Source organism: Pseudomonas sp. NFPP28, assembly GCF_900115535.1.
GTDB classification, from domain to species: domain Bacteria; phylum Pseudomonadota; class Gammaproteobacteria; order Pseudomonadales; family Pseudomonadaceae; genus Aquipseudomonas; species Aquipseudomonas extremorientalis.
Genome location: NZ_FOWT01000007.1, coordinates 134,497 through 159,093, shown reverse-complemented (window position 1 = coordinate 159,093; position 24,597 = coordinate 134,497). Strand labels below are relative to the sequence as shown.

The window sequence follows — 24,597 nt, the reverse complement described above, 5'->3', positions numbered from 1 at the left end:
CCAGCATGCATCACGACACCTTGGAGGTGCTTGCTCCCGAGCGCGCCGATAGCGCCATCGACGAAGCCCAGGTGCTGGGCTCGGCGGTGTGGCTGTGGATGCACTCGGCGGCCCATCGCGATGCGCCGTTGCACAGCCTGTCGACCTTGTTGCTGCCGGCGATCAAGCGGCGCCAGTTCATCTTGATCAGTGAAGCCGGGCAGCCGGTGTTTTTCATGTCGTGGTTGAACCTCAGTGCCGAGGCCGAGGCGCGCTATCTGCGCGAACCTGCGGTGTGCCTGCCGGCGGCGGACTGGGACAGTGGCGACCGCCTGTGGATCAACGACTGGGTCGCGCCGTTTGGTCACACCCGGCGCATCAGCAGTTTGCTGCGCCGTCGCCTGTGGCCTGGAAGGATCTTCCGCGCGCTGTACCACAAGGGCGAAGAACGCGGTTTGCGCGTCATCGATTTCCAGGGCATCGCCGTGCTCGACCTGGAGGCGCAAGCCTGGTTTGCCAGCCACCCGTTACCTCTTCACGCGCTCTGACCAGCCACCGCGCAAGGGATTTGCATGAATAAGCAGCTATATCGAATTGTGTTTAACAAGGCTCGCGGCCTGTTGATGGTCGTGGCGGAAAACGTCAAGAGTGCCAGCAAGGCACCCGGCACCACGGGTAGCGTTGGCCGGGCCGGCGGTGCCGTGGCCACACTCACGCCCTTGCGCTTTGCGCTGATGGTGGGCATGGGCTGGGTTGCGCTGGTCATGCCGGCCCAGGCCCAGGTTGTGGCTGACGGTTCGGCCCCTGCAGGCCAGCGCCCGAGCATCGGCGCGGCGGGCAACGGGGCGCCTGTGGTCAACATCACCACGCCAAGCGGGGCAGGCGTATCGCGCAACACTTACCAGCAGTTCGACGTCGACAAGCGCGGCGTGATCCTCAATAACGCCGTCACCAACAGCCAGACCCAACTGGGCGGCTGGGTCGAAGGCAACCGCGCGCTGGCCAACGGCAGCGCACGGGTGATTCTCAACGAGGTCAATTCGAGCAACCCCAGCCAGTTGCGCGGTTTTGTCGAAGTGGCGGGTTCCAAGGCCCAGGTAGTGATTGCCAACCCCTCCGGCATCGCCTGCGATGGCTGCGGTTTTATCAACGCTGACCGCGCGACGCTGACTACCGGGCGGGCGCAGTTCGAGAACGGTTTGATTACCGGCTATCAAGTCTCTGGGGGCAAGGTCAGCATCGGCGGCGCGGGCCTTGACGCCACTCGCGCCGACTACACCGAGATCATCGCGCGCACGGTCGAAGTGAACGCGGGCATCTGGTCCAAAGACTTGACTATCAAGACCGGCGCAGCAGGCCAGAACCCGGCCGACGCCCCCGCCGTGGCCATCGACGTGGCACAGTTGGGAGGCATGTACGCCGGCAAGATCACCCTGGTAGGCACCGGCGCTGGTGTCGGTGTACGCAATGCCGGACAGATCGGTTCCAGTGCCGGTGAAGTGGTCATCGGCAGCGATGGGCGTATCGAGAACCAGGGCCAGATCAGCAGCGCCACGCACCTGACCGCTCAGGCCGACAAAGGCATCGATAACAACGGCACGCTGTTCGCCCAGGGTAACCTGGCCTTGGAGACGGCGGGCAATATCGACAACAAGGGCATCGTGTCTGCCCAGGGCGATACCCGCCTGAGCGCCAAAGGCGCGAATTCGGCGATTCGCAGCGATGCCGGCTCTGCACTCGCCGCAGGTGTAGACAGCACGGGTAAATTGGGCAGCAGCGGTTCGCTGACCCTGACGTCGGCCGGCACCCTCACGGCCAAGGGCCAGAACCTGGCGGCGCAAACCATGAAGGCCACTGCCGCCCAGGTCGACCTGAGTGACAGTCAGACATCGGCTGGCACGGTCGAACTGAACAGCACCGCTGGCCATCTGGACCTGCGCCGCAGCCACGTCACCGCCGCTCAATCGCTGACGGCCAATGCCAGTCAAACCTTGTTCAGCGATGTTGCACAGGTGGGCGCGGCGCATATCGGCATCGTCGCCATGGATATGTCCAACGTCGCCGGTAAGTGGGTGCAGACCGGCAAGGCGGGCATGCGGGTGACCCTCGCGCGCAATCTGGACAACCATGGCGGCATCCTGTCCAGCGGTGGTCGCCTTGATGTGAGCGCCAAGACCCTGGGCAACGCGGATGGCCTGGTGCAGTCCGGTGATGGCGGTGACCTGTACATAACGGCACAGGATGCGCTGGATAACAGCAACGGCAAGCTGGTGACCGCCGCGAATCTATCCCTCAACGGCGGCAACCTCGATAACCAGCGCGGGCAGGTCACCGCGGGCGGTGTGCTGGATATCAACGCCGCGCAATTGAACAACGCCAAGGGCACCGTCGCCGCCGCCCAAACCCTGACAGTCAGGGCCAACAGCCTGTTGAACCAGGGCGGCACCCTGGGCTCGGTGGCGGGCGACCTGATCCTCGACAGCGATGCTGCCGTGCTCGATAACCGTGGCGGCCGCCTTGAGGCCGCCAAAGCCTTGACCCTCAACGCACAAGGTTTGAACAACACAGGCGGCGTCATCACGGGGGCCCAACTGCTGCTGGATACGCAAGGCCAGCGACTGGACAACGCCCAGGGCACCCTCGACGCCAGCGATACGCTGACACTCGATAGTGGTGTACTGAACAACGACGGCGGCATCGTGCAAGCCAAGTCGAACCTGTGGGTGGATACCCATGGCCAGCAACTCAGCAACCGTAATTCCGGCAGCACCGGCGGCATTCTTGGGCAGCGTGACGTCACGGTGCGTACCGGCCAGTTGATCAATGACCAAGGGTTTATCGGTAGCGCCGGCAGTCTGGCTGTTGGCGCCGGACAGGTGAGCAACCAGTCGGGTCTGTTGCGTGCCGATGGTCATCTGTTGCTGACTGCCGCCAGTGCGGATAACCGTTCGACCCAGGGCGCCAACCAAGGCATCAAGGGCCTGGGCGTCGAGATGAACGTCGATACCCTCGATAACCGCGGCGGCTCGCTGGTTGCCGATGCGGCGTTGAGCATCACGGGCAGCGGTGCGCTGGATAACGACCAGGGCATTATCTCGGCCGGCAGCGTGCTGAGCGTGACTGACCGCGACCTTGCGCAGAAGCGCCAGGCCTTGAATAACGGCACGGGCACGCTGATTGCGGGCCAGTCGCTGCAGGTCGACAGCGCCAGCTACAGTGGCAGCGGTAAAGCCCTGAGCCTGAGAGACCTGGCGTTCAAGCTGAGCCATGATTTCGTCAACACCGGCCTTTTCCAGGCCAATGGCAACCTGTCTGTAGAAACGGCTGGGCTTTTGACCAACCAGGGTAGTTTCCAGGCGGGCGATGGGTTGCAGCTCAACGCCAGCGCACTCGACAACACCGCCAGCGGTTCGATCAGTGCCCGCCGGGTCCGGGTCAATGCGCTCAATCAACTCGACAACCGCGGCCTGATCGACGGCGAGGCCACGCGCCTGAGCGCCGCGACCCTGAACAACCTCGGCACGGGGCGTATATACGGTGATCACTTGTCGATTGCCGCCACCAACGTCACGAACAGCGTGGAAGGTTCGACGGCAGCCACCATCGCCGCGCGCAACCGCCTGGATATCGCCAGCCAGACTCTCGATAACCGTGAGCACGGCTTGATCTTCAGTGCCGGCGACCTGGTGATCGGTAGCACACTGGATGTCGATGACCACGCCACCGGCCAGGCCCAGGCGCTGAGCAATGCCAGCGCCACGATTGAAGCGCTGGGCAGCCTGAGTGCCAATGCCCGGCTCATCAGCAACACCAATGAACATTTCGCCACCGAGCGGGTACTCGTCTCCAATGAGGCACTGCAGGAATACCAACTGTCGGGCTCGACCAACCGCTACACGCCTTCGCAGATCTCGACCTACAAGGATGAGGTGCGGTACCTGGTGACCCCGGAAGGGCGCAAGGATCGTTGGAACCTCTATAACTACGACCGCACGGTGACCGAGACCCGGATCGTCAGTTCCGACCCTGGGCAAATGCTCGCAGGTGGCGCCATCAACCTGACTGCCGACCACCTGCTCAACGACAAAAGCCGGATCATCGCCGGCCAGGCCCTGACGGCCAGTGTGGGCCGTGTGGACAACACCGAAGTGACCGGCGAACGGATTACCACCGACAGTGGCACCCTGACCAACTTCTATCGCATCCAACGCAAGGGGCGTGATCGCCAGGGGACCAGCGTCACGGCTTATAAGCCTGCGCCCTCGATCGAGCAGATTGCCCTCAAACCGACGGTATTTACCGAATACGCGACCATCAATGGCAGCGGCACACAGTTGGGTGCGCGGGTAATGGCCAGCGTCGGCGATACCACCCGCGGTACCGGTGAGCTTGCCGGTGCGGGCAGAACCCACACCGTCAGCCCGATCAGCCAGGTGCAGGCATTGACCCAACAGAACGGTGCAGGCGCGGTGGAGCAGATCCGTACCGGCGGGTTCAACCCCGACCTGCCGGACAGCAGCCTGTTCCGCACCAACCCCAACAGTACGGCTGGCTATCTGGTGGAGACGGATCCGCGTTTTACCAATTACGGACGGTGGTTGTCGTCGGACTATATGCTCGACCGCCTGAACCTTGATCCGGCCGCCACCCAGCAACGGTTGGGCGACGGCTTCTACGAGCAGAAGCTGATCCGCGAACAAGTCGCGCAACTCACCGGGCGCCGGTTTGTCGATGGTTACGCCAGCGACGAAGCGCAATATCGCGGCATGATCGACAGCGCCGTCACCCTGGCCGAGCAGTGGAAACTGATCCCGGGCGTGGCGCTGACCGCCGGGCAAATGGCGCAGTTGACCAGCGACATCGTGTGGCTGGTGTCCAGGGACGTCACCCTGGCCAGCGGCGAAGTGCGCCAGGTGCTGGTGCCGCAAGTGTATGTGCGGGTTCGCGAAGGCGATGTGGACGGCTCGGGCGCGTTGATGGCCGGGCGCACCTTGAATCTGGATGTGCGCGGTGACCTGGTCAACTCGGGCAGCCTGGCCGGGCGCGACGGTGTGACCATCAGCGTGCAGAATCTCAACAATCTCGGCGGCCGCATCCAGGGCAACGATGTGTCGCTCAATGCCAGCCAGGACCTGAACAACATCGGCGGCCTGATCAGCGCCAACAGTCGCCTGGCGTTGAGCGCCGGCAATGACATCAACGTGCGCTCGATCACCACCGACAGCGCCAGCGAGCAGGGCACCCGCACCGCGTTGTCGCGGGTGGCCGGGCTGTACGTGTCGGCCCCGGCGGCAAACCTGATTGCCACGGCGGGCAATGACATCAACCTGCAAGCGGCTCAGGTCAGCAACACCGGTGTGGGCGGCAAGACCGCGCTGGTGGCGGGCAACGACGTCACCTTGAGCACCGTGAAAGAGTCCTACACCCAGGCCAACCAATGGGACGGCGACAACTGGCGCAAGGAAGCCGGGCGCAATGAGGTCGGCAGTTCGGTGCAGGCCAACGGCGATATCCGCCTGGGCGCCGGGCGTGACGTGCAGGCACGCGGTGCGCTGGTCAACAGTGACGCGGGCGCGGTGTCGGTCAGCGCGGTGCGCGACATCAACGTCGAGGCCGGCGAGCGCTTCAACAGTGCGGACGAGGCGCACAAGGTCAAGGGCAGCAACGGCCTGTTCTCCAGCAAGACCACCACCACCCGCGATACGGTCGCCCAGACCACCGCGCAAGGCTCGACCTTCAGCGGCGAGCAAGCGGTGGTGCAGGCGGGCAACAACATCACCCTCACCGGCAGCAACGTGGTCTCGACCTCGGGCACGGCGCTGGTGGCGGGCAATGACATCAAGGTATTGGCGGGTACCGAGACGCTCGACGAGAAACACACCAAGGACGTGAAGACCAGCGGCATGTTCAGCGGCGGCGCGATTGCCGTCACCATCGGCTCGCAGCAGCAGACCAACAAGGACAGCAGCCAGCAGACCACGGCCGCCGCCAGCAGCGTCGGGTCCACCGACGGCAATGTGCTGATCAGCGCGGGCGGCGAATACCGCCAGGTTGGCAGCAATGTGAGTGCGCCCAAGGGCGATGTGTCGATTGACGCATCCGAGGTCAATATCCTCGAAGCGCGCAATCTGGCTGCGCAGCAACAGGAGCAGCGCTTCAAGCAGACCGGCGTGAGCCTGACCCTGACCAACCCGATCGTGAACGCCGTGCAAACCGGCCAGCGCATGAACAAGGCCGCTGAGCGTACCGACGACAAGCGCATGAAAACCCTCGCCGCGCTGAACACCGCGTGGGCCGCCAGTGAAGCCCACACCCAAGTGATGGCCGACCCGGCCGCGGCGGGCGGGATCAACTTGAGCATCGCCTTGGGCATGAACAAGAGCGAGAACAAAAGCGAGCAGACTTCCAACACAGCGGCCGGCTCGACGGTGGCGGCGGGGCACGATGTGTCGATTGTGGCCACCGGCGGCACGCGCAACAACGACCTGACCGTGCAGGGCAGCCAGATCACTGCCGGCAACGATGCGTTGCTCAAGGCCGACGGCAATATCCTGCTGGCGGGTGCGCAGAACACCATCGAGCAGCACAGCACCAATAAGAGCGTGAACGGCAGCCTGGGGATTGGTATCTCTTTCGGCAGCGAGAAAAACGGCCTGAGTTTCAACGCTTCAGCCTCCCAGAGCCGCGGCAATGCCGATGGCAACGACCTGGTGTGGAGCAACACCCACGTGACAGCAGGCAACCAGGCCAGCCTGATCTCCGGCAAGGACACCACCCTGCGCGGTGCGGTGGTCTCGGCCGACAAGGTCAAGGCCGATGTCGGCGGCGACCTGAACATCGAGAGCCTGCAAGACACCAGCACATTTGCCTCCAAACAGAAGAGCATGAGTGCCGGCATCAGCATCTGCATCCCGCCGGTGTGCGCGGGTGCGGCGACGGCCAGCTTCAGCTCCAGCAATACCCAGCAGAAGTCCAACTTCGCCAGCGTCATCGAGCAATCGGGCATCCGCGCCGGCGACGGTGGATTCGACCTCAACGTGCGTGGCAACACCGACCTCAAGGGCGGCGTGATCGCCAGTTCCGACAAGGCCATTACCGACGGCAAGAACAACCTGACCACCGGCACATTGACCGTGGCCGACATCCATAACGTGTCCGAAGCCAGCGTCAAGACTTCCGGGGTGGAACTCAATTCGGACATGCTCGACGGCAAGCTCGGCACGGCCAAGGCGCTGCTCGCCAACAGCCTCGCCAACGGCTCGGACTCCGACTCCGCCGCCAGCGATACCCGCAGCGCGATCAGCGCCGGCACCCTGGTCATCACCAATGCCGAGCGCCAGCGCGTGGTCGCCGGCATGAGCGTCGACCAGACGATTGCCAACCTCAACCGCAATACCGAGGCTGCCCATGTTGCCGTGGAGCGTCTGGACGTGGCGGAGATGGGGCGCAAGGTCGAGGCAGAGCAGGAGATCAAGCGTGAGTTCTATAACCAGGTGTCGCTGTTGGCGGATGAGGCGTATCGCAAGATCTTCCTTGAGAAGGCGCGGGTGTATGAGGTGTTGAAGGATGAGAATGGCAAGGCGCTGCTGGACGACAAAGGCAATGTTCAGCGCCGCGAGTTGAGCGACGAAGAAAAGCGCAATCTCAAGCCCGGGCCGGATGGTAAGGTACACATTGCCAACAACGGTATCTTCAACGACATCGATGGCGCGGCCAAATATGCCGATCAACACAGCTCTGCCGATACCGGGCCGCAGTATTTGATCCATTTCGAGAAAGCCAACAACTTCACGTCCGAGTTGATGATCGCGGCGTATCAGAAGAATCTCGAAAATGATTTCTGGGGCTTGTCCAACGCTGCTGTGCAGACCAAGGAATATATGGTCCAGTTCGGCCAAAGCGGATTGCACATCGACGGCCACAGCCGCGGCACATTGACCACGGGCAGTGCCATGGAATCGTTGGCTCGTGACCGGGCAAACGCAGGCATGCTGGGCCAAACCTCGATGAACTTCTTCGGTGCGGCCTACTCGGTGCAAAAGGCCGATTCGCTGTTGGGGGTATTGCAGAACCGTTCCGTATTCAGTTCCGTGGAGCAGCGTGATGCGATGGCGCTGCAGTACCAGAATCATAATTTCGACCCCGTCGCCCGAGCACCGCTGGTAGGGTTTAACGCCGGTACCGGCGGTACGATCCCGGAAGGCAGCAATCGGTTATGGGAGTGGTTGAAAGTGTTCGGTGGCGATAAGACCGCGCACAACTGCTATGGCAAGGGCGGGGAACTCTGCAAGCCGTTCTGGAGCGATACAAAAGACGGCGCGGCCGTGTTTAAGAGAGTCAAACAATGAGGACGACCGCCATGTTCACGAGAAGCCTGTTGTTGAGTGTTTGCGCTGTTTCACTGATCGGCTGTACGGGCAGGGGCTTTCAACCACCGCCACCGGCTTTTACCCAATGGCAGAAAAGCGGGGTATCCGTCGAAGGCGTCAAGAGCGCCATGCGCGCCTGCGGTTATACCAACCTGGTGGGGACGGGCGACGACTCGCCGATTGATGAGGTGTTGACGCGCTTCTACTGCATGAAGGACTCGGGATTTACCCACAAGGGCAACCTGGACCTGTGTAAGGAAGGCCGCATCGGCGAATCGCCGGTGTGCGAAGGCCGCCGCTAATCCATCACTAAAAGGAACCAAGGAATGATCGATCTACGCAAAGGACTGTACGGCGCCGCATGGGTGCTGGCGGCAACCACCCTGGGCGGTTGCGCCTCGTCGGCCGCCGTCACTGGCGAGCCGGGGGTGAATATGGGCGACAGCTACCAGCAGGTGCTCGCCGTGGTCAGCCGCAACAACACTGTGACCAAGCAGGTCGATGGCCAGGGCTTTCGCGCCGAGGGTTATTCGGCGATGTTCAAGGACTGCCGCGTCAAGTACTTCCTGTTCCAGGACGCTGACGGCTTGCAGCGCGTGAGCTACGAGCCGGCGCCGCACCTGTCGGTCAAGCAGAATTGCCGCCAGCCGTAAACACCCCCGATGCGAAAGGATGGCTGATGAAAAGGTTAATGGTGATACCTGTTGTGTTGCTGGCCCTGGGCGGTTGCGGCCAGGTGGCGAACATCCGTTCGCTGTCCACCGGCTACGTGCCGCCGCAAAGCGGTGAGACCGCCCGGGTGCGTGTCGTCACCGACGGCCTGGTACGTGCGGTGCCGGGGCGTGACTGCCTGGACTGGAACGTGCCGGGCGCCGGGGTGATGGCCTCGGTGAAAGCCGGTTTCCCCGATCACAACGGCGAAAATCTCGGCATCCCCGGGCCGATCTACTCGTGGGCCGGCGCGGTCACGTCCGAATTGGTGGTGCCGGCGGGTAAACCGATCGCGTTCCATTACCTGGGGCGGTTGCAATACTCCCGCCAGTGCGCCAAGACCATGACTTTTGTGCCCAAGCCCGGGCGCGACTACATGGTGCAGGCGTCGATGTCGGCGGATTGTTCGTTCCTGCTCGACGAGTTGCCGGCGGACGGCAGGCAATGGGTGCGGATCGAGCCGACGCCGGTGGGCAAAGTCTCGATGTGCAACGCGATGGACAATTTCTAGGGCGGCCAATTAATTTACGTTACCCATGGCTTTTTTTCGGCTGCCAAAGGTCCACATCCTTCATGCACCTTTGAATCCAGGAGTAAGCCCGCTATGACCAGCCCCAAGGCACTGTTGATCCTCCACGGCAAGCAAGCCCTCAACGAGGACGTGCGCGCTGCCGTGAAGGCCCGGCGCGAGCAGGGTGGGGAGTTGGCAGTACGGGTCACCTGGGAAGGCGGCGACGCCCAGCGCCTGGTCAACGAAGCCCTGGCTGACGGCTACACCCACATCATCGCCGGTGGCGGCGATGGCACCCTGCGCGATGTAGCCGAAGCCATGGCCCAGGCCAAGACCGACGCCAGCCTGGTGCTGATGCCCCTGGGCACCGCCAACGATTTCGCCAAGGCTGCCGGCGTGCCGTTGGAGCCTGACCAGGCCCTGGCGCTGCTGGACGTGCCACCCAGGGCCATCGACCTGGGCCAGGTCGGTGGGCAGATCTTCCTCAATATGGCCACCGGCGGTTTCGGCAGCCAGGTCACCGCCAACACCTCCGAAGATTTGAAAAAAGTCCTGGGCGGCGCCGCCTACCTGTTCACCGGTTTGACGCGGTTCAGCGAGTTGAAGGCTGCCTACGCCGAGCTGGATGGCCCTGATTTTCATTGGAAAGGCGAGTTGCTCGCGCTGGGCATTGGCAACGGTCGCCAGGCAGGCGGTGGGCATGAGCTATGCCCAGGCGCCATGGCCGACGATGGCCTGCTGGACGTCAGCATCCTGCCGGCGCCCCAGGAAGTGGTTGGCACCTTGCGAGAGTTGATGAACAACGGCTGGGGCCTGGACACCATGTTCGTCCGGGCGCGCCTGCCGTGGGTGAACATCAAGGTCGCACAGGGCCTGTATATCAACCTGGATGGCGAGCCGCTGCAGGGCGATGACCTGCACTTCCAGGCCTTGCCCAAGGCCTTGCGCGTGCACTTGCCGGTGGGGTCGCCGCTAGTCGTCCAGGCTGATGATCTGCTCGCGCACCGCGAATAGCACCAGGCCGGCCACGTCGAAAATCTGCAGGCGCTTCATGATTTGCGAGCGGTGGGCTTCCACGGTCTTGATGCTCAGGCCCAGGCCGTGGGCGATTTCCCGGGTGGACTTGCCGCGCACGATCAGGCGCAGGATCTCCAACTGCCGCGCCGTGAGGTTGTGGCTGTGGCCGGCGGGAGTAGTGGGCCCCTGGCTGCGCACCAGCGCCTGGTTGATCACGGTGTGGGCGATCGCCGGGCTCAGGTAGCGCTCGTTGTTGCGCAAGGCCAGCAGCGCGTGTTCCAACTCGTTGGCGGTGGTGTCCTTGAGCAGGTAGCCATGGGCGCCGGACTCCAGCGCGCACATGATCAGTTCCGGGTCGGTGTGCATCGACAGGATCAGCACTTTGCTCTTGGGGTAGGCGCGCTTGAGCTGCTGCAAGGCGTCCAGGCCGCCGGTGTGCTTCATCGACAGGTCCAGCAGCACGATATCCGGCAACAGGGCGCTGAACTGCTCCAGCAACTGCTCGCCATCGCTGGCTTCGCCGATCACCGTGTAGCCGGGAATGTCCTGGACCAGCGCGCGTACGCCGGCCCGGATCAGTGCATGGTCATCCACCAGGAGTAATTTGCAGCTCACTCGAGAACCTTAGGGGAACTGGCCCGTTCGAGGGCGCGGGGCGCCCAGGGGAAAAGCGCTTCGATCCGTGTCCCTTTGCCTGGCTGGCTGCTGACGGACAACGTACCGCCAAGCTGATCTATCCGCTCGGACATGCCGGCCATGCCCCGTTGGCCTTCCAGGCCGGGATTGACGGCCGGTGAAAAACCCTGGCCGTCATCGCGGATAGTCAGCGACAGGCCTTCGGGCAAACGTTGCAGGCGTACCAGCAGGTTGTGCGCCTGGGCGTGGCGCAGCATGTTGGTCACCGCTTCCTGGGTGATGCGGAAGGCCGCCACCGCCATTTCTTCCGGGATTCCGGTCAGCCGTTGCTGGCATTCCAGGCTCCAGTGAATCGGCGTGTTTTCCAGGGTCTTGAGCAGGTGCGCGCGCAGGCTGGCTTCCAGCCCCAGGCTGGCCAGCTGACGAGGGTTGAGGATGGCGGAAACGTCACGCACCTTGGCCAGGGTTTCATTCAGGGTGTTGCACAGCACCGTGCATTGGCTTTGCAGGTCGTCGGGCAGGCGACGCTTGAGCCATTCGCTTTGCAGCTTGGCCGCGGTGAGCAGTTGGCCGATATCGTCGTGCAGTTCACGGCTGAGACGATGGCGTTCGTTTTCCTGTACCTGCAACAGGCGATCGGCCAGTTCCTGGGGCTGGAACTTGATGGACTTGCGTGAACGCCATTGTTGCAGGCCGACCACTACGAGAGTGGCCAGGTTAAGCACAATCACCAGCAACGGCAGCGGTTCTGAACTGGCATAGGTCCACAGGCTCAGCAGCAGCGAGCCAAGGCACAGGGCGAGGATCAAGCGGCGTGCATTGCTGCGGGACGCGGACCTTGCGATGAGTGTCTTGAGGCTGGCGTACATAGCGGATGGAGCCAATGAGGGTGCGCTGCGGGAAGCCCGGTCACTGGGGCTGACGGGGCTCTGTTTGGGATGCGTTATCGAATCGTTTTTATGCATGATGAAGTTGAGTCACTTCGAGCGGGGCATAGTACCACCACTATTACCGTTGGTCGCCTGGTGCCGTGCCTCACCGGATTATTGACCGCGCAAATACTCCGGGCGGTATTCCCAGAGTTCATGAAGTGAGGAGTTATATTATTTCTGCTTGGTTGTATCGTTATTACCGTTAATGGCTAATTGATATCTTTGTGTGCGCGGTTCAGTTCCAGCCAATTAATAGCCGTGTCGTTTTTGGATAACTTCAGGTTCGAATACGACTTGGTATCCATTCAAGAGGCGTGGTGTACACGCTGCTGCGGTTTATAAGTGAAATCCTTCTGCGGGATCTGAAGCGTGACGGTTGCAATCAATGTCGCCTGCTCACTCTCGTCCATACTCAGTTCGCCGGTGCGCACATCGATCAGTTCCAGTTGCCAAGCGAGTAGCGTCAAGCACGCGTGCAGTGCATCCAACGCCTGGTCATGCAGTTGCATCGGGCTTGCCGCATTGGCGATCACGTACTGGATATGCCGGGAGAATTCGCTGATCACCTGCAGGGCCAGGCTGTCGGCCTTTTCGGCGAGTTTGGCCAGGCTGGCCTTCATGCAGTCGATGGCATCGCTGTCGTCACGAATCAGATGCAGATGGTTTAGGCACTCTTGCGACTTGGCCAGCAGCGTTTCTGCTTCAAGCAGGAACTCGGGAAGTGTGGTCTGCCATTCATTTGCGCTGTTCATCATACAAGTCTCCACAACATGAGGTCGGGTGATGAGATGTCGCACCGGGTGAATGGCTTAAAAATAGCGCCGAAATATGACTGGGACCTGTAGGTGGCTTCTGAGTTTTTAGTAGGACGTTTATTAGAGTGACGGCAACGGCTGTGCGCTGCCCTCATGAGCGGGGTCAATTGCGTACCTTCGATTGCCGACATCTGTATGTCTGGAAGGCCCGTGGGCCGAGGGCTTGGGATGGCAAACAAAAGCCTGACTCCATTCATGCATTGAGAATGGCGTCACATTAATGGCTATTAGATATTGCGAATATCAGGTTGGGCCTGATTGCGCGTAGGGGAATCCCTTACATAGCGGAACCTTGCGTCGAATTGAATGTCGCGCAACGTCGCTTTATTGCCATACGGAGAGGCCAGCGCAGTAAAGCATGATGTCAGTGTGACATCAATGGATTTACGTGGCATTTTACAAGGGTCAAGGTCTGGCACTCGCCGCCGATAACCCACGTTATGTGAACCGCACAAATTCCTTAGCGCATCAGGAGCTTTTAATGGCCGGCATTCTCGACACGGTAGATCAACGCACTCAACTGGTGGGTGAGAATCGCCTGGAGATCCTCATGTTTCGCCTGGCGGGGCGCCAACTGTTCGCGATCAACGTGTTCAAGGTGCAGGAAGTGCTGCAACTGCCCAAGTTGACCCTGATGCCCCAGCGCCACCCGTTTGTATGCGGCGTGGTCAACCTGCGTGGCCAGACCCTGCCGGTGATCGACCTGTCCCAGGCCATCGGCATGCGCCCGCTGGTGCCGGGCCCCAACAGCACCATCATCGTCACTGAGTACAACCGCTCGGTGCAGGCCTTCCTGGTGGGCGGTGTGGACCGCATCGTCAATATGAACTGGGAGGCCATCCTGCCGCCACCAACCAGTGCCGGGCGCCAGCATTACCTCACCGCCATCAGCAAGGTCGACGACCAGTTGGTGGAAATCATCGATGTGGAAAAAGTCCTGGCCGAGATCGTGCCGTACAACGCCAAGGTTTCCCGCGAGAAACTCGAAGACCCGGTGCTGGAGCGTGCCCGTGGCCGCGAAGTGCTGCTGGTGGATGACTCCAACGTAGCCCTGTCTCAACTGCGCGACACCCTCGGCCAACTGGGCGTGAAGATGCACATCGCCAGTGACGGCCTCAAGGCCTTGAACATGCTCAAGGCCTGGGCCGACGCCGGCCATGTGATGACCGACAAGTTGCTGATGATCTTTACCGACGCCGAAATGCCCGAGATGGACGGTTATCGTCTCACCACCGAGATCCGCAATGACCCGCGCCTGCGCAGTCTTTACGTGGTATTGCACACCTCGCTGTCGGGCAGCTTCAACGAGTCGATGGTGAAGAAGGTCGGCTGCGACAATTTCCTGTCCAAGTTCCAGCCCGACAAGCTGGTGGACGTGGTCCGTCAGCGTCTGATGCTGGACGAAGTGCCTGCTTGACCTTAGGGTGATGGCTTTGCCCCTCAGGAATGCAGGCCCATGCTTCGTCTCAGCGCGTTGTACCGTTACCCTTTGAAGTCCGGCAAGGCCGAGATATTGCAGCAGGTCGGCCTGGATAAGCTCGGGGTGGACGGGGATCGGCGCTGGATGCTGGTGGATGAAGCCAGTGGACGCTTCCTCACGCAACGCGCCGTGGCCAGGATGAGCCAATTGTCGGCCTTGTGGAACAGCAAAGGCGGGCTCACCTTGAGTTCGCCCGGTTACCCGCCGCTGGATGTCGCACTGCCGGGCGGTAATGCCGAGTTGCGCGGTGTGACCATCTGGCGCGACACCCTGCGGGTGCCGGACGCGGGCGACGCGGCAGCGGCCTGGGTCAGTGACTTTATCGGCAAGCCGACGCGGCTGGTGCAGATCCCCCTCGAACGCGCCCGCACCACCGAAGCCGGTTATGGCAGGGACGATGACCAGGTCGCATTTGCCGATGGCTACCCGCTGCTGGTGATCGGCCAGGCTTCGCTGGACGACCTTTCGCAACGCATCGGCCGGCCTATGGAGATGCTGCGGTTTCGCCCCAATCTGGTGATCGAAGGCAGTGCCGCCTTCGCCGAGGATGGCTGGAAGCGCCTGCGCATCGGCGATGTGGAGTTCCGCGCGGTCAAGCCCTGCTCGCGCTGCATCCTCACCACTATCGACCCGCAGACCGGCGAGCGCAGTGCCGACCGTGAACCCTTCGCGACGCTGGAGACCTATCGCAAGACTGAAAATGGCGCGATTTTCGGCCAGAACCTGGTCAACGATGGCATTGGCCGCCTGGAAGTCGGGATGCCGGTGACCATTCTCGAATAGTATTCGACGCGAATGAAAATGCCCGTCTCTCAGGAAACGGGCATTTTTTGTTTCCGGGAAACCCTTAGCCGCGGTATTCGCACAGGTAAGCGGTGTCCACGGCGACCTTGAGTTGGAACTTGCTGTTGGCCGGCACGTTGAACTGGCTGCCGGCGGCGAAGGTTTCCCAGTCGCTGGCGTCAGGCAGCTTGACGGTCAGGGCGCCGGACACCACGTGCATGATTTCACGCTGGGCGGTGCCGAATTCGTATTCGCCCGGGGCCATGACGCCGATGGTCGCCGGACCTTCTGCGGTGCCGAAGGCGATCGACTTGACGGTGCCGTCGAAGTACTCGTTGACTTTGAACATGGGCGATTCCTCGGAAAAGGGTCTGGAAAGGTCGGCCAGTATGCCCAAGGGCAGGGAAGCTGCCTAGACCGGCAGAATCAGTGGCAGCAGGCGCGCGGTATTGCGTGCATCTTCCAGCGCCCGATGCTGCTGGCCATGGAACTGCATCCCCGCCAATTGCAGGGCACCGTTGAGCCCCAGGGGCTTGTCCAGGCGCCGTGCCTTGGCGAAGCGCTGCTTGAGGTTCACATGGGGCGTGGTGGCGAGTGCGCTGGCCAGGCCATGGCGCTGCCATTCCAGCTCCAGCTGCCTGCGATCGTAATCGCCCCAACTGGCCCAGCCTTCCAGGCGCGCCTGGTGTTGGCCCAGCCAGCGCTCGAACAGCGGCCACACCTCGGTGATCGGCACCGCGCCGTCGATGTTCGCCTGGGTGATGTGGGTCAACTGACGGCAAAAAGGCGTCAGCAAGGGACGGCGCAGCGGCCGCACAAAACGCTGGAAGTGATCCAGCTCGCGGCCCTGGCGGTTGACCAGGCTTGCGCCGATCTCGATGACTTCCATCTCCGTCACGGGCCAGCCGCCTTCATCCGTTGTGGCTTCAAGGTCAATAATCAGCCAATGGGGCATCGCGCAGGTTCCCGTACTCTTCCCTTTCTGTTGGGGATAGAGCGTAGCCCGGCCCTGTAGTTCCGCCTAGGGGCTAGACGATCTCGAGTAACACCTGACGATTGTGCACCTGGTCACCGGCGCTCACCTGCACGCCTTTGATCACACCGTCGATGCCGGCGGTCAGCGGATGCTCCATTTTCATGGCTTCGAGCACCAGCAGCAGTTGGCCCTTGGTGACGCTGTCACCGGTGCTGACCCGCATATCGACGATGGCACCGTCCATCGGCGCCTTCACCGTGCCGCTGCTGGCATCGGCCTGGCGGCTGGCCACTTGCTGCGTGCGGTTGGTCACGCACAGGCCGGGCATCCATAGTTGGTCGCCGTCGAGGTGATAGGCCATGCGCCGGCGGATGCCGTTGAGCACCAGGGTGGCGTGGCGGCCGTCGGCGCTGAGCAGCAGGGGGGCGGTGCTGACGGTGTGGATTTCGCCATTGACCTCAAGCCGATAGGTGCAAGGGCTACTCGCGGTGTTGCGCCAGCCCGACAAACCGTGGGGATGTTGCTCGGCACCGTGGGTGTAGAACAGCGCAGCGGCCAGGGCTAGCTGTTCGCTCGGTACAGGCTGGCGTGGGATCTCGCTGAAGTGCTCGGCGATAAACCCTGTGCTGAAATCGCCGTTGATAAACGCCGGATGCTTGAGCAAATCAGCCAACAGTTGCTGATTGGTGGCGACGCCCAGCAACAGCGTGTCTTCCACCGCCCGCAACAGTTTGCGCCGCGCCTCTTCGCGGGTGGCGCCGTGGGCGATGAGCTTGCCCAGCATTGGGTCGTAGAACGGGCTGATACGTTGACCTTGTATCACGCCATGGTCGATGCGCACGCCGGTCGCCGGTTCCCAGCGCAGCACCTCGCCGGTTTGCGGCAGGAAACCCTGGGCCGGGTCTTCGGCGTACAGGCGCACTTCCATGGCATGGCCGCTCAGGGTCACGTCCGCCTGGGTCAGCGGCAGCGCTTGCCCGGCGGCGATCTGCAGCTGCCAATCCACCAGGTCGAGGCCGGTGATCAGCTCGGTGACCGGGTGTTCCACCTGCAGGCGGGTGTTCATTTCCAGGAAGTAGAACCGGCCATTGCGGTCGAGCAGGAACTCCACGGTACCGGCGCCCACGTAATTCACCGCACGCCCGGCCTTCAATGCGGCTTCGCCCATGGCCTGGCGCAACTCGGGCGTCATGATGGGGCAGGGGGCTTCCTCGATGACTTTCTGGTGGCGGCGCTGGACCGAGCAGTCGCGTTCGCCGAGGTAGATCAAGTGGCCGTGGCTGTCGCCGAACAACTGGATCTCGACGTGGCGCGGCTCGATCAGCGCTTGCTCAAGAATCAGTTCATCGCTGCCAAAGGCATTTTTGGCTTCCGAGCGGGCGGTGTGCAGGTTGTCCAGCAGGGCTTCGGGTTGGTGCACCAGGCGCATGCCGCGACCGCCGCCGCCGGCGCTGGCCTTGATCATCAATGGGTAGCCGATGCGTTCAGCTTCCTGTTGCAGCGTGTTGTCGTCCTGGGCACTGCCCTGATAGCCGGCAATGCACGGCACGCCGGCGTCGAGCATGGCGAGTTTGGACAGGCGTTTGCTGCCCATCAGTTCGATGGCCTCGACGCTGGGCCCGATGAAGGTCAGGCCGGCGTGTTGGCAGGCGCGGGCGAAGTCGGGGTTTTCCGAGAGGAAGCCGTAGCCGGGGTGAATCGCATCGGTGCCGGTGAGTCTGGCGGCGGCGAGGATCGCCTCGATATTGAGGTACGACTGTTGTACCGGGGCGGGGCCGATATTGACGGCTTCGTCGGCCATCTGCACATGCAGGGCCTGGGCGTCGGCATCGCTGTAGACGGCGACGGTGCGGTAGCCCAGGGCTTGGGCGGTGCGCTGGATGCGGCAGGCGATTTCGCCGCGGTTGGCGATCAGGATTTTGTTGAAGGCGGGCATGGGTTTATCCCTTGGCTGATGGGGTGTTTGATCGGGCCTCATCGGGGGCAAGCCCCCTCCCACACTGTGGGAGAGGGCACGCCCCCGATGGCGTTATTTGCACCACCGAGGCTTTCTTTTCTGCACAAACGCCTGCGTTCCTTCAATCCCTTCCTCACTGCGCACCGCTTCGGCAAACCACTGCGCGCCCCGATCCAGCACCGCCTCCAGCGGCTCATCCACACTGGCCAGCAACAGCGCTTTAGTCCGTCCATTCGCCATCGGCGCGCACGTGAGCACCTGCCCCAGCACCTCATCCAACCGCTGCGCCAACGCCTGCGGGTCGCGCTCGGTAAAGTGCACCACCCCCAGCCGCTCAGCCTCAAGCCCGTCAAACCGTGCCGCTGTCAGCGCCAGCCGCCGCGCCTGGGTCAGCCCGATGCGCTTGACCACGAACGGCGCAATCTGCGCGGGCAGCAAGCCCAGGCTGGTCTCCGGCAAGCCGAATTGCGCCCGGTGATCGGCGATGGCGATATCGCTCACGCACGCCAACCCAAATCCACCGCCCAGCACCGCGCCTTGCAGCACCACGATCACCACTTGCGACAGCGCTTGCACTTCCTGCAGCAAGGTGCCAAACGCGCGGTTCAGCGCCTGCAGTTGATGGCCTGCGGTGACCAGGTCCTTCACATCCGCCCCGGCGCAGAAATGTCCGCCCGCGCCGCTGATCACTACCGCGCGCGTCTGGATGTCCAACTGCGATAGCACCGTGCGCAATTCATTGACCATCTCCAGGCTCATCGCATTGCGGCAGTCGGGCCGGTTGAGGGTGATGTGCAGCACACCGTTGTGGGGTTCGAGCAACAAGGTGTTCATGGTTTTTTCCCCGGTAAGGTGCCCATCAACTTGCAGATGATGCCCAGCATGATTTCGTCGGCGCCGCCGCCGATCGACACCAGCCGCACATCGCGATAGGCGCGGGCCACGGGGTTGTCCCACATAAAGCCCATGCCGCCCCAGTATTGCAGGCAACTGTCGCTGACTTCGCGGCCCAGGCGCCCGGCCTTGAGCTTGGCCATGGACGCCAGGCGGGTCACGTCCTGGCCTTTGATGTATTGCTCGGTGGCCTGGTAGACCAGCGCGCGCAGGCATTCGATTTCGGTGGAGAGCTCAGCGAGACGAAAGTGGATGACCTGGTTGTCGATCAGCGCCTTGCCGAAGGTCTGGCGCTGCTTGCAGTACTCGATGGTGCTGTCGATGCAATGCTCCAGGCCCTTGATCATATTGGCCGCGCCAAACAGGCGTTCTTCCTGGAACTGCAGCATCTGCATCATGAACCCCGCACCTTCGTGGCCGATGCGGTTGCGTTGCGGCACGCGCACGCCGTCGAAGAACACCTGGGCGGTCTCGGAGCTGTGCATGCCGAGCTTTTCCAGGGGCGGGCTGACGCTGATGCCGGGAGTATTCATCGGCACCATGATCAGCGACTTGTTGATGTGCGGCTTGTCGTCGGAGGTGTTGGCCAGCAGGCAGATGAAGTCGGCGCTGGGTGAGTTGGTGATCCACATCTTGCTGCCGTTGATCACATAGTCGTCGCCGTCCTTGCGCGCATGGGTCTTCAACCCGGCCACATCGGAGCCGGCGCCGGTTTCCGAGACGCCGATGCAGCCGACCTGCTCGCCGCTGATGGCCGGGCGCAGGAATTCGTCGCGCAGTTCATCGCTGCCGAAGCGGGCAAGGGCGGGGGTGCACATATCGGTCTGCACGCCGATAGACATGGGGATACCGCCGCAACGGATGGTGCCGAACTCCTCGGCGGCGACAATGGAATAGCTATAGTCCAGGCCCATGCCGCCGAATTTCTCCGGCTTGGAAATGCCCAGCAGGCCGAGGTCGCCGGCCTTGCGGAAAATGTCGTGGATGGGAAAGCGCCCGGCCTTTTCCCATTCGTCCACATGGGGGTTGATCTCGCGGTCGACGAAGGCGCGGACGGTGCGGCGCAGTTCCTGGTGTTCCTGGGTGAAGATCATTTTTATTGTTCTCCTGATTAGAAACGCGCCACACCAAAGGTGTTGGGCTGCAATGGCCGCACCTCAGCCTCATGACAGATATCCAGCAGAAAACCGAGCAAGGTCCGTGTATCCCGAGGGTCAATCAGCCCGTCATCCCACAGGTTCGCGCTGCCGTAGAGCGCGGTGGACTGGCTGTCGAGCTTCTGTGCGGTGACCTGTTCCAGCATGTCCAGCACCTTGGGATCCGGCACCAGGCCATCCTTCAATTGCTTGGCCTCAGTGACAATCCGCAGGACTTTGCCCGCCTGGGCACCGCCCATCACTGCCGTGCGGCTGTTGGGCCAGGCGAAGATAAAGCGCGGGTCCAGGCCACGGCCGCACATCGCGTAGTTGCCCGCGCCGTAGGAGCCGCCGACCACAATGGTCAGTTTAGGCACCCGCGCGTTGGCCACGGCCTGGATCATCTTCGCGCCGTGCTTGATCACGCCTTGTTGTTCCGACTCGGTGCCCACCATGAAACCGGTGGTGTTGTGCAGGAACAGCAGCGGTGTGCGGCTCTGGTCGCACAGTTGGATAAATTGCGCGGCCTTGCTCGCGCCCTTCGGTGTAATAGGACCGTTGTTGCCGATCACGCCCACGGCGCGGCCCTGGATGTGCACGTGGCCGCAGACGGTGTGGGCGTCGAATTCGCCCTTGAAGTCGAGAAAGCGCGAGCCGTCGGCCAGTCGCGCGAGGATTTCACGGACGTCGTAGGGCTTTTTCGGGTCGTCCGGGATCAGGCCCAGCAGCTCTTCGATGGGGTACAGCGGTTCTGCGTAGGCACGTTTCGGCGCCTGTGGAAGGCGATCATTCCACGGCAACAGGCTGACGATTTCGCGGGCGATGCGCACGCCGTCCGCATCGTTTTCCGCCAGGTATTCGGCGGTGCCGGCGGTTTGTGCGTGCATCTGGGCACCGCCCAGTTCTTCATCGGTCGCCACTTCGCCGGTCGCGGCTTTAAGCAGCGGCGGGCCGGCGAGGAACAGTTTGGCCCGACCGCGCACCACCACCACGTAATCCGACAGCCCCGGCTGATAGGCGCCGCCGGCCGTGGCCGAGCCATGCACCACGGTGATCTGCGGCAGGCCCATGGCCGACATGCGCGCCTGGTTGGCGAAGCTGCGCGCACCTTCGACGAAAATCTCGGCGGCATAGTTGAGGTTGGCGCCGCCACTTTCGGCGAGGGTCACCACCGGCAGTTTGTTCTCCAGGGCGATCTGTTGCAGGCGCAGGGATTTCTTCAGGCCGGTGGGGGAAATGGTGCCGCCCTTGATCGCGCTGTTATTGGCCACCACCAGCACGCGCACGCCGCTGACGTAGCCGATGCCGGCGATCAACCCGCCTCCGGCGGCGCTGCCGTCCTTGTCGTCGTGCAGCTTGTAGCCGGCCAGGCTGGCCAGTTCCAGGAACGGCGCGCCGGGGTCCAGCAACAGGTTGAGGCGCTCGCGGGGCAGCAGTTGGCCGCGCTTGTCGAACTTGGGCTTGGCGTCCTGTGCCTTGCTCAACAGGGTGTCTTCCAACTGCCGCAGCTGGGCGATGGCGGCCAACATGGCCTCGCGGTTTTGCGCGAATGGGGCGCTGTGGGCGTCGATCAGGGATTCAATCACCGGCATGGTCTATTGCCCCGCCTTGAGCACATCGGGCAGGTAGGCGCGGTGGAAGCCATTGAAGGGTTCGCTCGGCGCCTGCGCCTTGTGCAACGGCCACGCGCGACTGCCCAGGCTGGCGGCACCGTCGATACGCAGTGTGCTGCCGCTGATAAAGGCAGCGGCCGGGCTGAGCAGGAACACGATGGCCGCGCTGACTTCCGATTCGGTGCCGATACGCTTGAGCGGCACATGTTCGCGCAGCGTGGGAATCACCGCCTTGAACGCGCCTTCGTAGGTGTCCATGCCGCTGGAGGCGATCCAGCCCGGCGCCACGGCGTTGACCCGTACGCCGGCATAGCCCCACTCGAAGGCGGCAGTCTTGGTGAAGTTGTCCATGCCCGAACGTGCTGCACCCGAGTGACCCATGCCGGGCATGCCGCCCCACATGTCGGCGAGCATGTTGACGATGGCGCCGCCGTGCTTGCTCATGGATTGGTTGAACACTTCCCGCGCCATCAGGAAACCGCCGACCAGGTTGGTGCGCAGTACGGTTTCGAAACCTTTCTGGTTGATTGCGGCCAGTGGCGAGGGGTACTGGCCGCCTGCATTGTTGACCAGGCCATGGATAGCACCGTGGTCATTCAGGACCTGGCCGACCAGTGCCTTCACCGCCTCTTCATCGCGAATATCGCAGGCCTGCCAATGGGCGAGGCCACCGTCTTCAGCGATTTCCGCCGCGACGTTCTGCAGCTTGTCCGGCTTGCGTCCCACCAGGATCACCTGGGCACCCAGCGCCGCCAATTCATGGGCGGTGCAGCGGCCAATGCCACTGCCGCCGCCGGTGACCATCACGGTTTGCCCCTGGAACAGGTCGGCTTTGAAGATCGAGTCGAAGGCCACGGCAATGCTCCTGTTAGGCGAGTTGATCAGCAATGTGTTGCGGCACGGCAATCGGGATCTCCAGCAGTTGCTGGGCGAAGGCTTTGCCCTGCGGGTCGATGCGCAGGCTGGCGATGCCACCGCCGCCCAGGGCGTTTTCCAGCAGGAAGTTGAGGCTGTGGCTGCCGGGCAGATACCAGCGCTCGACACGGCCGTGCACGGGGTCGAGGACGTGGTTCATCCAGTCGACGATCACCTGCGGGGTGAGTGCTTCGGCGATCCATGGCAGGTAATCGGGGTGGCGGGCGATCACGCCAATATTGCTGTGGTTGCCCTTGTCGCCGGAGCGCGCCACGGCCAGTTTCACCAACGGCACGCTGGCGTCGGCGCGGCCTTGGGGCTTGGGCGGATCGATGGACGCATCGGGCAGGCGCGGGGCGTCGGCAGGTGGCAGTGCGCAGGGGTGGCGTGCACCCTGGAAGTCGATCACCCCGTCACAGGCCGTTTTATCGATCAGGAACGAAAACAGTCGGATCAACGGGTACACCGTCGGCCGTCCGCCGACGATGCCGGTCAGGCCCGGTGCCATGCCGGTCGCGGCCTGGGCAATCTCGCGGGCGAACAGCACCAGTGCTTGTTTGTTGGGGTGGCGCACCGCCAGTTTCACCACCACTTCGCGACAGTCCTGGCGCCTGGCGTGGGCGCCGTAGGTGGCTTCGCTGCCGAGCAGTTCGATATTCACTTCGGTGTAAGGCGCCCAGCCGCGCTGGCTGAACAGCTCCGAGGTCTTGTTGATGATCGCCTGGCTGACCCGCTCGGCCTTGGCGACCGCATCGATGCCGGCGATCAGGCAACTGGCGGTGCAGCGGAAACCGTCCGGGTAAGTGGCGCTGACCTTGTATTGATCGGTGGGCGGCAAGCCCTTGGCGCCGTGCAGGCGTACCTGGTGTTTGCCTTGCTGCTGCAATTTGACCTGGCTGAAGTCGCAGATCACATCGGGCAACAGGTAGGCATGCGGGTCGCCGATTTCATACAGCAGTTGCTCGGCGACGCTGAGTTCGCTGATCAGCCCGCCTGTACCGTCGACCTTGTTGACGGTGAATTGGCCGTCGGCGCTGACGTCGACGATGGGAAAGCCGATGTGCTCGTAGTCCGGCACGTCGCGCCAATCGGTGAAGTTACCGCCGGTGCACTGCGCGCCGCATTCGATGATATGCCCGGCCAGTGCGGCCTGGGCGAGGCGGTCGTAATCCTGCCAGGACCAGTCGAATTCATGCACCAGCGCCGCGCTGACTACTGCGCTGTCCACCACGCGGCCGGTGATGACGATATCCGCGCCCAGCTTCAGCGCCTGGGTGATGCCCGGCGCGCCCAGGTAGGCGTTGGCGGACACGCACAGCGGCGGCAACGGCGCACCGTTGAACATGTCGGTGATGCCGTGCAGGTGTTTGAGCTGGGGTTGCAGGTCGTCGCCCAGCAGCACGGCGATTTTAAGGGAGATACCGGCCTTGTCGCAGGCGGCTTGCAGGGCGGCGGCGCAGGCCTGGGGGTTGATGCCACCGGCGTTGCTGATCACGCGAATGCCCTGGTGCTGGATATCCGCCAGCAGCGGCGTGAGCACGTCGACGAAATCCGTGGCGTAGCCGGCCTGGGGATCTTTCATCCGCGCACCGGCCAGGATCGACATCGTGACTTCCGCCAGGTAGTCGAACACCAGGTAATCCAGCTTGCCGCCTTGCACCAGTTGGGCGGCGGCGGTGCAGGTGTCGCCCCAGAAGGCGCTGGCACAGCCGATACGAACCGTCTTGCTCATGAGAAATCCTTCCTCGAATGGCTGGGGTCGAGACTACCAAGCAAGCGCTTGGTTTGTAAACTGCGGATACAAGTTTCAGCCAAGCGCTTGCTTGGGTGGCCGCCACGGCCTAAATTGCGGGCCAAGACGTCCGTGGAAGTA

General features: G+C 62.8%; 19 protein-coding genes. 8 read left to right on the top strand and 11 right to left on the bottom strand.

The annotated features are described in order from the left end of the window. The first annotated feature begins 5 nt into the window (after positions 1-5). The 6 genes from BM110_RS19120 to yegS all read left to right on the top strand — a co-directional run bounded on the left by BM110_RS19120 (position 6) and on the right by yegS (position 10,584). Positions 6-527 carry a toxin-activating lysine-acyltransferase gene (locus BM110_RS19120; RefSeq protein ID WP_092243060.1) on the top strand — a complete coding sequence of 174 codons (522 nt, stop codon included), beginning with the start codon at positions 6-8 and terminating at the stop codon, positions 525-527. A gap of 24 nt (positions 528-551) precedes the next feature. Next, positions 552-8,327: a hemagglutinin repeat-containing protein gene (locus BM110_RS19115; RefSeq protein WP_093513996.1), complete on the top strand. Its 7,776-nt coding sequence runs from the start codon at positions 552-554 to the stop codon at positions 8,325-8,327. Positions 8,328-8,338: 11 nt separating this feature from the next. Further along, entirely contained in the window at positions 8,339-8,650 is a 312-nt protein-coding gene (locus BM110_RS19110) for a hypothetical protein (protein ID WP_092243070.1), read from the top strand. A gap of 24 nt (positions 8,651-8,674) precedes the next feature. Next, entirely contained in the window at positions 8,675-9,001 is a 327-nt protein-coding gene (locus BM110_RS19105; protein WP_092243073.1) for a hypothetical protein, read from the top strand. 26 nt (positions 9,002-9,027) lie between these two features. After that, on the top strand, positions 9,028-9,570 hold the full coding sequence (locus tag BM110_RS19100) for a hypothetical protein (RefSeq protein WP_092243076.1): 543 nt from the start codon (positions 9,028-9,030) through the stop codon (positions 9,568-9,570). Between the two features lie 93 nt (positions 9,571-9,663). Beyond that, the gene (gene yegS, locus BM110_RS19095) at positions 9,664-10,584 is read left to right on the top strand and encodes a lipid kinase YegS (RefSeq protein ID WP_071489802.1); all 921 of its coding nucleotides are present in this window, start codon (positions 9,664-9,666) and stop codon (positions 10,582-10,584) included. Here yegS and BM110_RS19090 read toward each other — a convergent pair. The 3 genes from BM110_RS19090 to BM110_RS19080 all read right to left on the bottom strand — a co-directional run bounded on the left by BM110_RS19090 (position 10,543) and on the right by BM110_RS19080 (position 12,910). Further along, on the bottom strand, positions 10,543-11,202 hold the full coding sequence (locus BM110_RS19090; RefSeq protein WP_071489801.1) for a response regulator transcription factor: 660 nt from the start codon (positions 11,200-11,202) through the stop codon (positions 10,543-10,545). The two genes, yegS and BM110_RS19090, sit on opposite strands and share 42 nt — an antisense overlap. After that, positions 11,199-12,092, bottom strand: coding sequence for a sensor histidine kinase (locus BM110_RS19085; protein WP_092243079.1), 894 nt, complete (start codon positions 12,090-12,092; stop codon positions 11,199-11,201). The genes BM110_RS19090 and BM110_RS19085 overlap by 4 nt, the downstream gene beginning before the upstream one ends. A gap of 368 nt (positions 12,093-12,460) precedes the next feature. Beyond that, on the bottom strand, positions 12,461-12,910 hold the full coding sequence (locus tag BM110_RS19080; RefSeq protein WP_175538855.1) for a hypothetical protein: 450 nt from the start codon (positions 12,908-12,910) through the stop codon (positions 12,461-12,463). A gap of 541 nt (positions 12,911-13,451) precedes the next feature. Here BM110_RS19080 and BM110_RS19075 point away from each other — a divergent pair. Together BM110_RS19075 and BM110_RS19070 are read left to right on the top strand one after the other, a co-directional pair. Beyond that, the gene (locus BM110_RS19075; protein WP_092243082.1) at positions 13,452-14,387 is read left to right on the top strand and encodes a chemotaxis protein CheV; all 936 of its coding nucleotides are present in this window, start codon (positions 13,452-13,454) and stop codon (positions 14,385-14,387) included. Positions 14,388-14,426: 39 nt separating this feature from the next. After that, positions 14,427-15,233: an MOSC domain-containing protein gene (locus BM110_RS19070; protein WP_092243085.1), complete on the top strand. Its 807-nt coding sequence runs from the start codon at positions 14,427-14,429 to the stop codon at positions 15,231-15,233. Between the two features lie 64 nt (positions 15,234-15,297). On the opposite strand, the gene BM110_RS19065 is transcribed toward BM110_RS19070, so the two are convergent. The 8 genes from BM110_RS19065 to BM110_RS19030 all read right to left on the bottom strand — a co-directional run bounded on the left by BM110_RS19065 (position 15,298) and on the right by BM110_RS19030 (position 24,456). Then, positions 15,298-15,582 (bottom strand): pyrimidine/purine nucleoside phosphorylase, encoded by a 285-nt coding sequence (locus BM110_RS19065; RefSeq protein WP_058424671.1) that lies wholly within the window; start codon positions 15,580-15,582, stop codon positions 15,298-15,300. Positions 15,583-15,645: 63 nt separating this feature from the next. Further along, entirely contained in the window at positions 15,646-16,188 is a 543-nt protein-coding gene (locus tag BM110_RS19060; protein ID WP_071492722.1) for a 3'-5' exonuclease, read from the bottom strand. Between the two features lie 73 nt (positions 16,189-16,261). After that, the gene (locus tag BM110_RS19055) at positions 16,262-18,145 is read right to left on the bottom strand and encodes an acetyl-CoA carboxylase biotin carboxylase subunit (RefSeq protein ID WP_093513995.1); all 1,884 of its coding nucleotides are present in this window, start codon (positions 18,143-18,145) and stop codon (positions 16,262-16,264) included. A 93-nt stretch (positions 18,146-18,238) separates the two neighbouring features. Next, positions 18,239-19,000: an enoyl-CoA hydratase/isomerase family protein gene (locus BM110_RS19050; protein WP_092243091.1), complete on the bottom strand. Its 762-nt coding sequence runs from the start codon at positions 18,998-19,000 to the stop codon at positions 18,239-18,241. After that, positions 18,997-20,154 carry a citronellyl-CoA dehydrogenase gene (gene atuD, locus BM110_RS19045; protein WP_092243094.1) on the bottom strand — a complete coding sequence of 386 codons (1,158 nt, stop codon included), beginning with the start codon at positions 20,152-20,154 and terminating at the stop codon, positions 18,997-18,999. Before atuD ends, BM110_RS19050 begins: the two co-directional genes overlap by 4 nt. Before the next feature lie 17 nt (positions 20,155-20,171). Then, a complete protein-coding gene (gene atuC / locus BM110_RS19040) occupies positions 20,172-21,788 on the bottom strand; it encodes a geranyl-CoA carboxylase subunit beta (RefSeq protein WP_092243097.1) in 1,617 nt (538 codons plus the stop codon). A 3-nt stretch (positions 21,789-21,791) separates the two neighbouring features. Then, entirely contained in the window at positions 21,792-22,664 is an 873-nt protein-coding gene (locus BM110_RS19035) for an SDR family oxidoreductase (protein ID WP_071489792.1), read from the bottom strand. A gap of 13 nt (positions 22,665-22,677) precedes the next feature. After that, positions 22,678-24,456, bottom strand: coding sequence for an acyclic terpene utilization AtuA family protein (locus BM110_RS19030; RefSeq protein ID WP_093513994.1), 1,779 nt, complete (start codon positions 24,454-24,456; stop codon positions 22,678-22,680). Between the last annotated feature and the right edge of the window lie 141 nt (positions 24,457-24,597).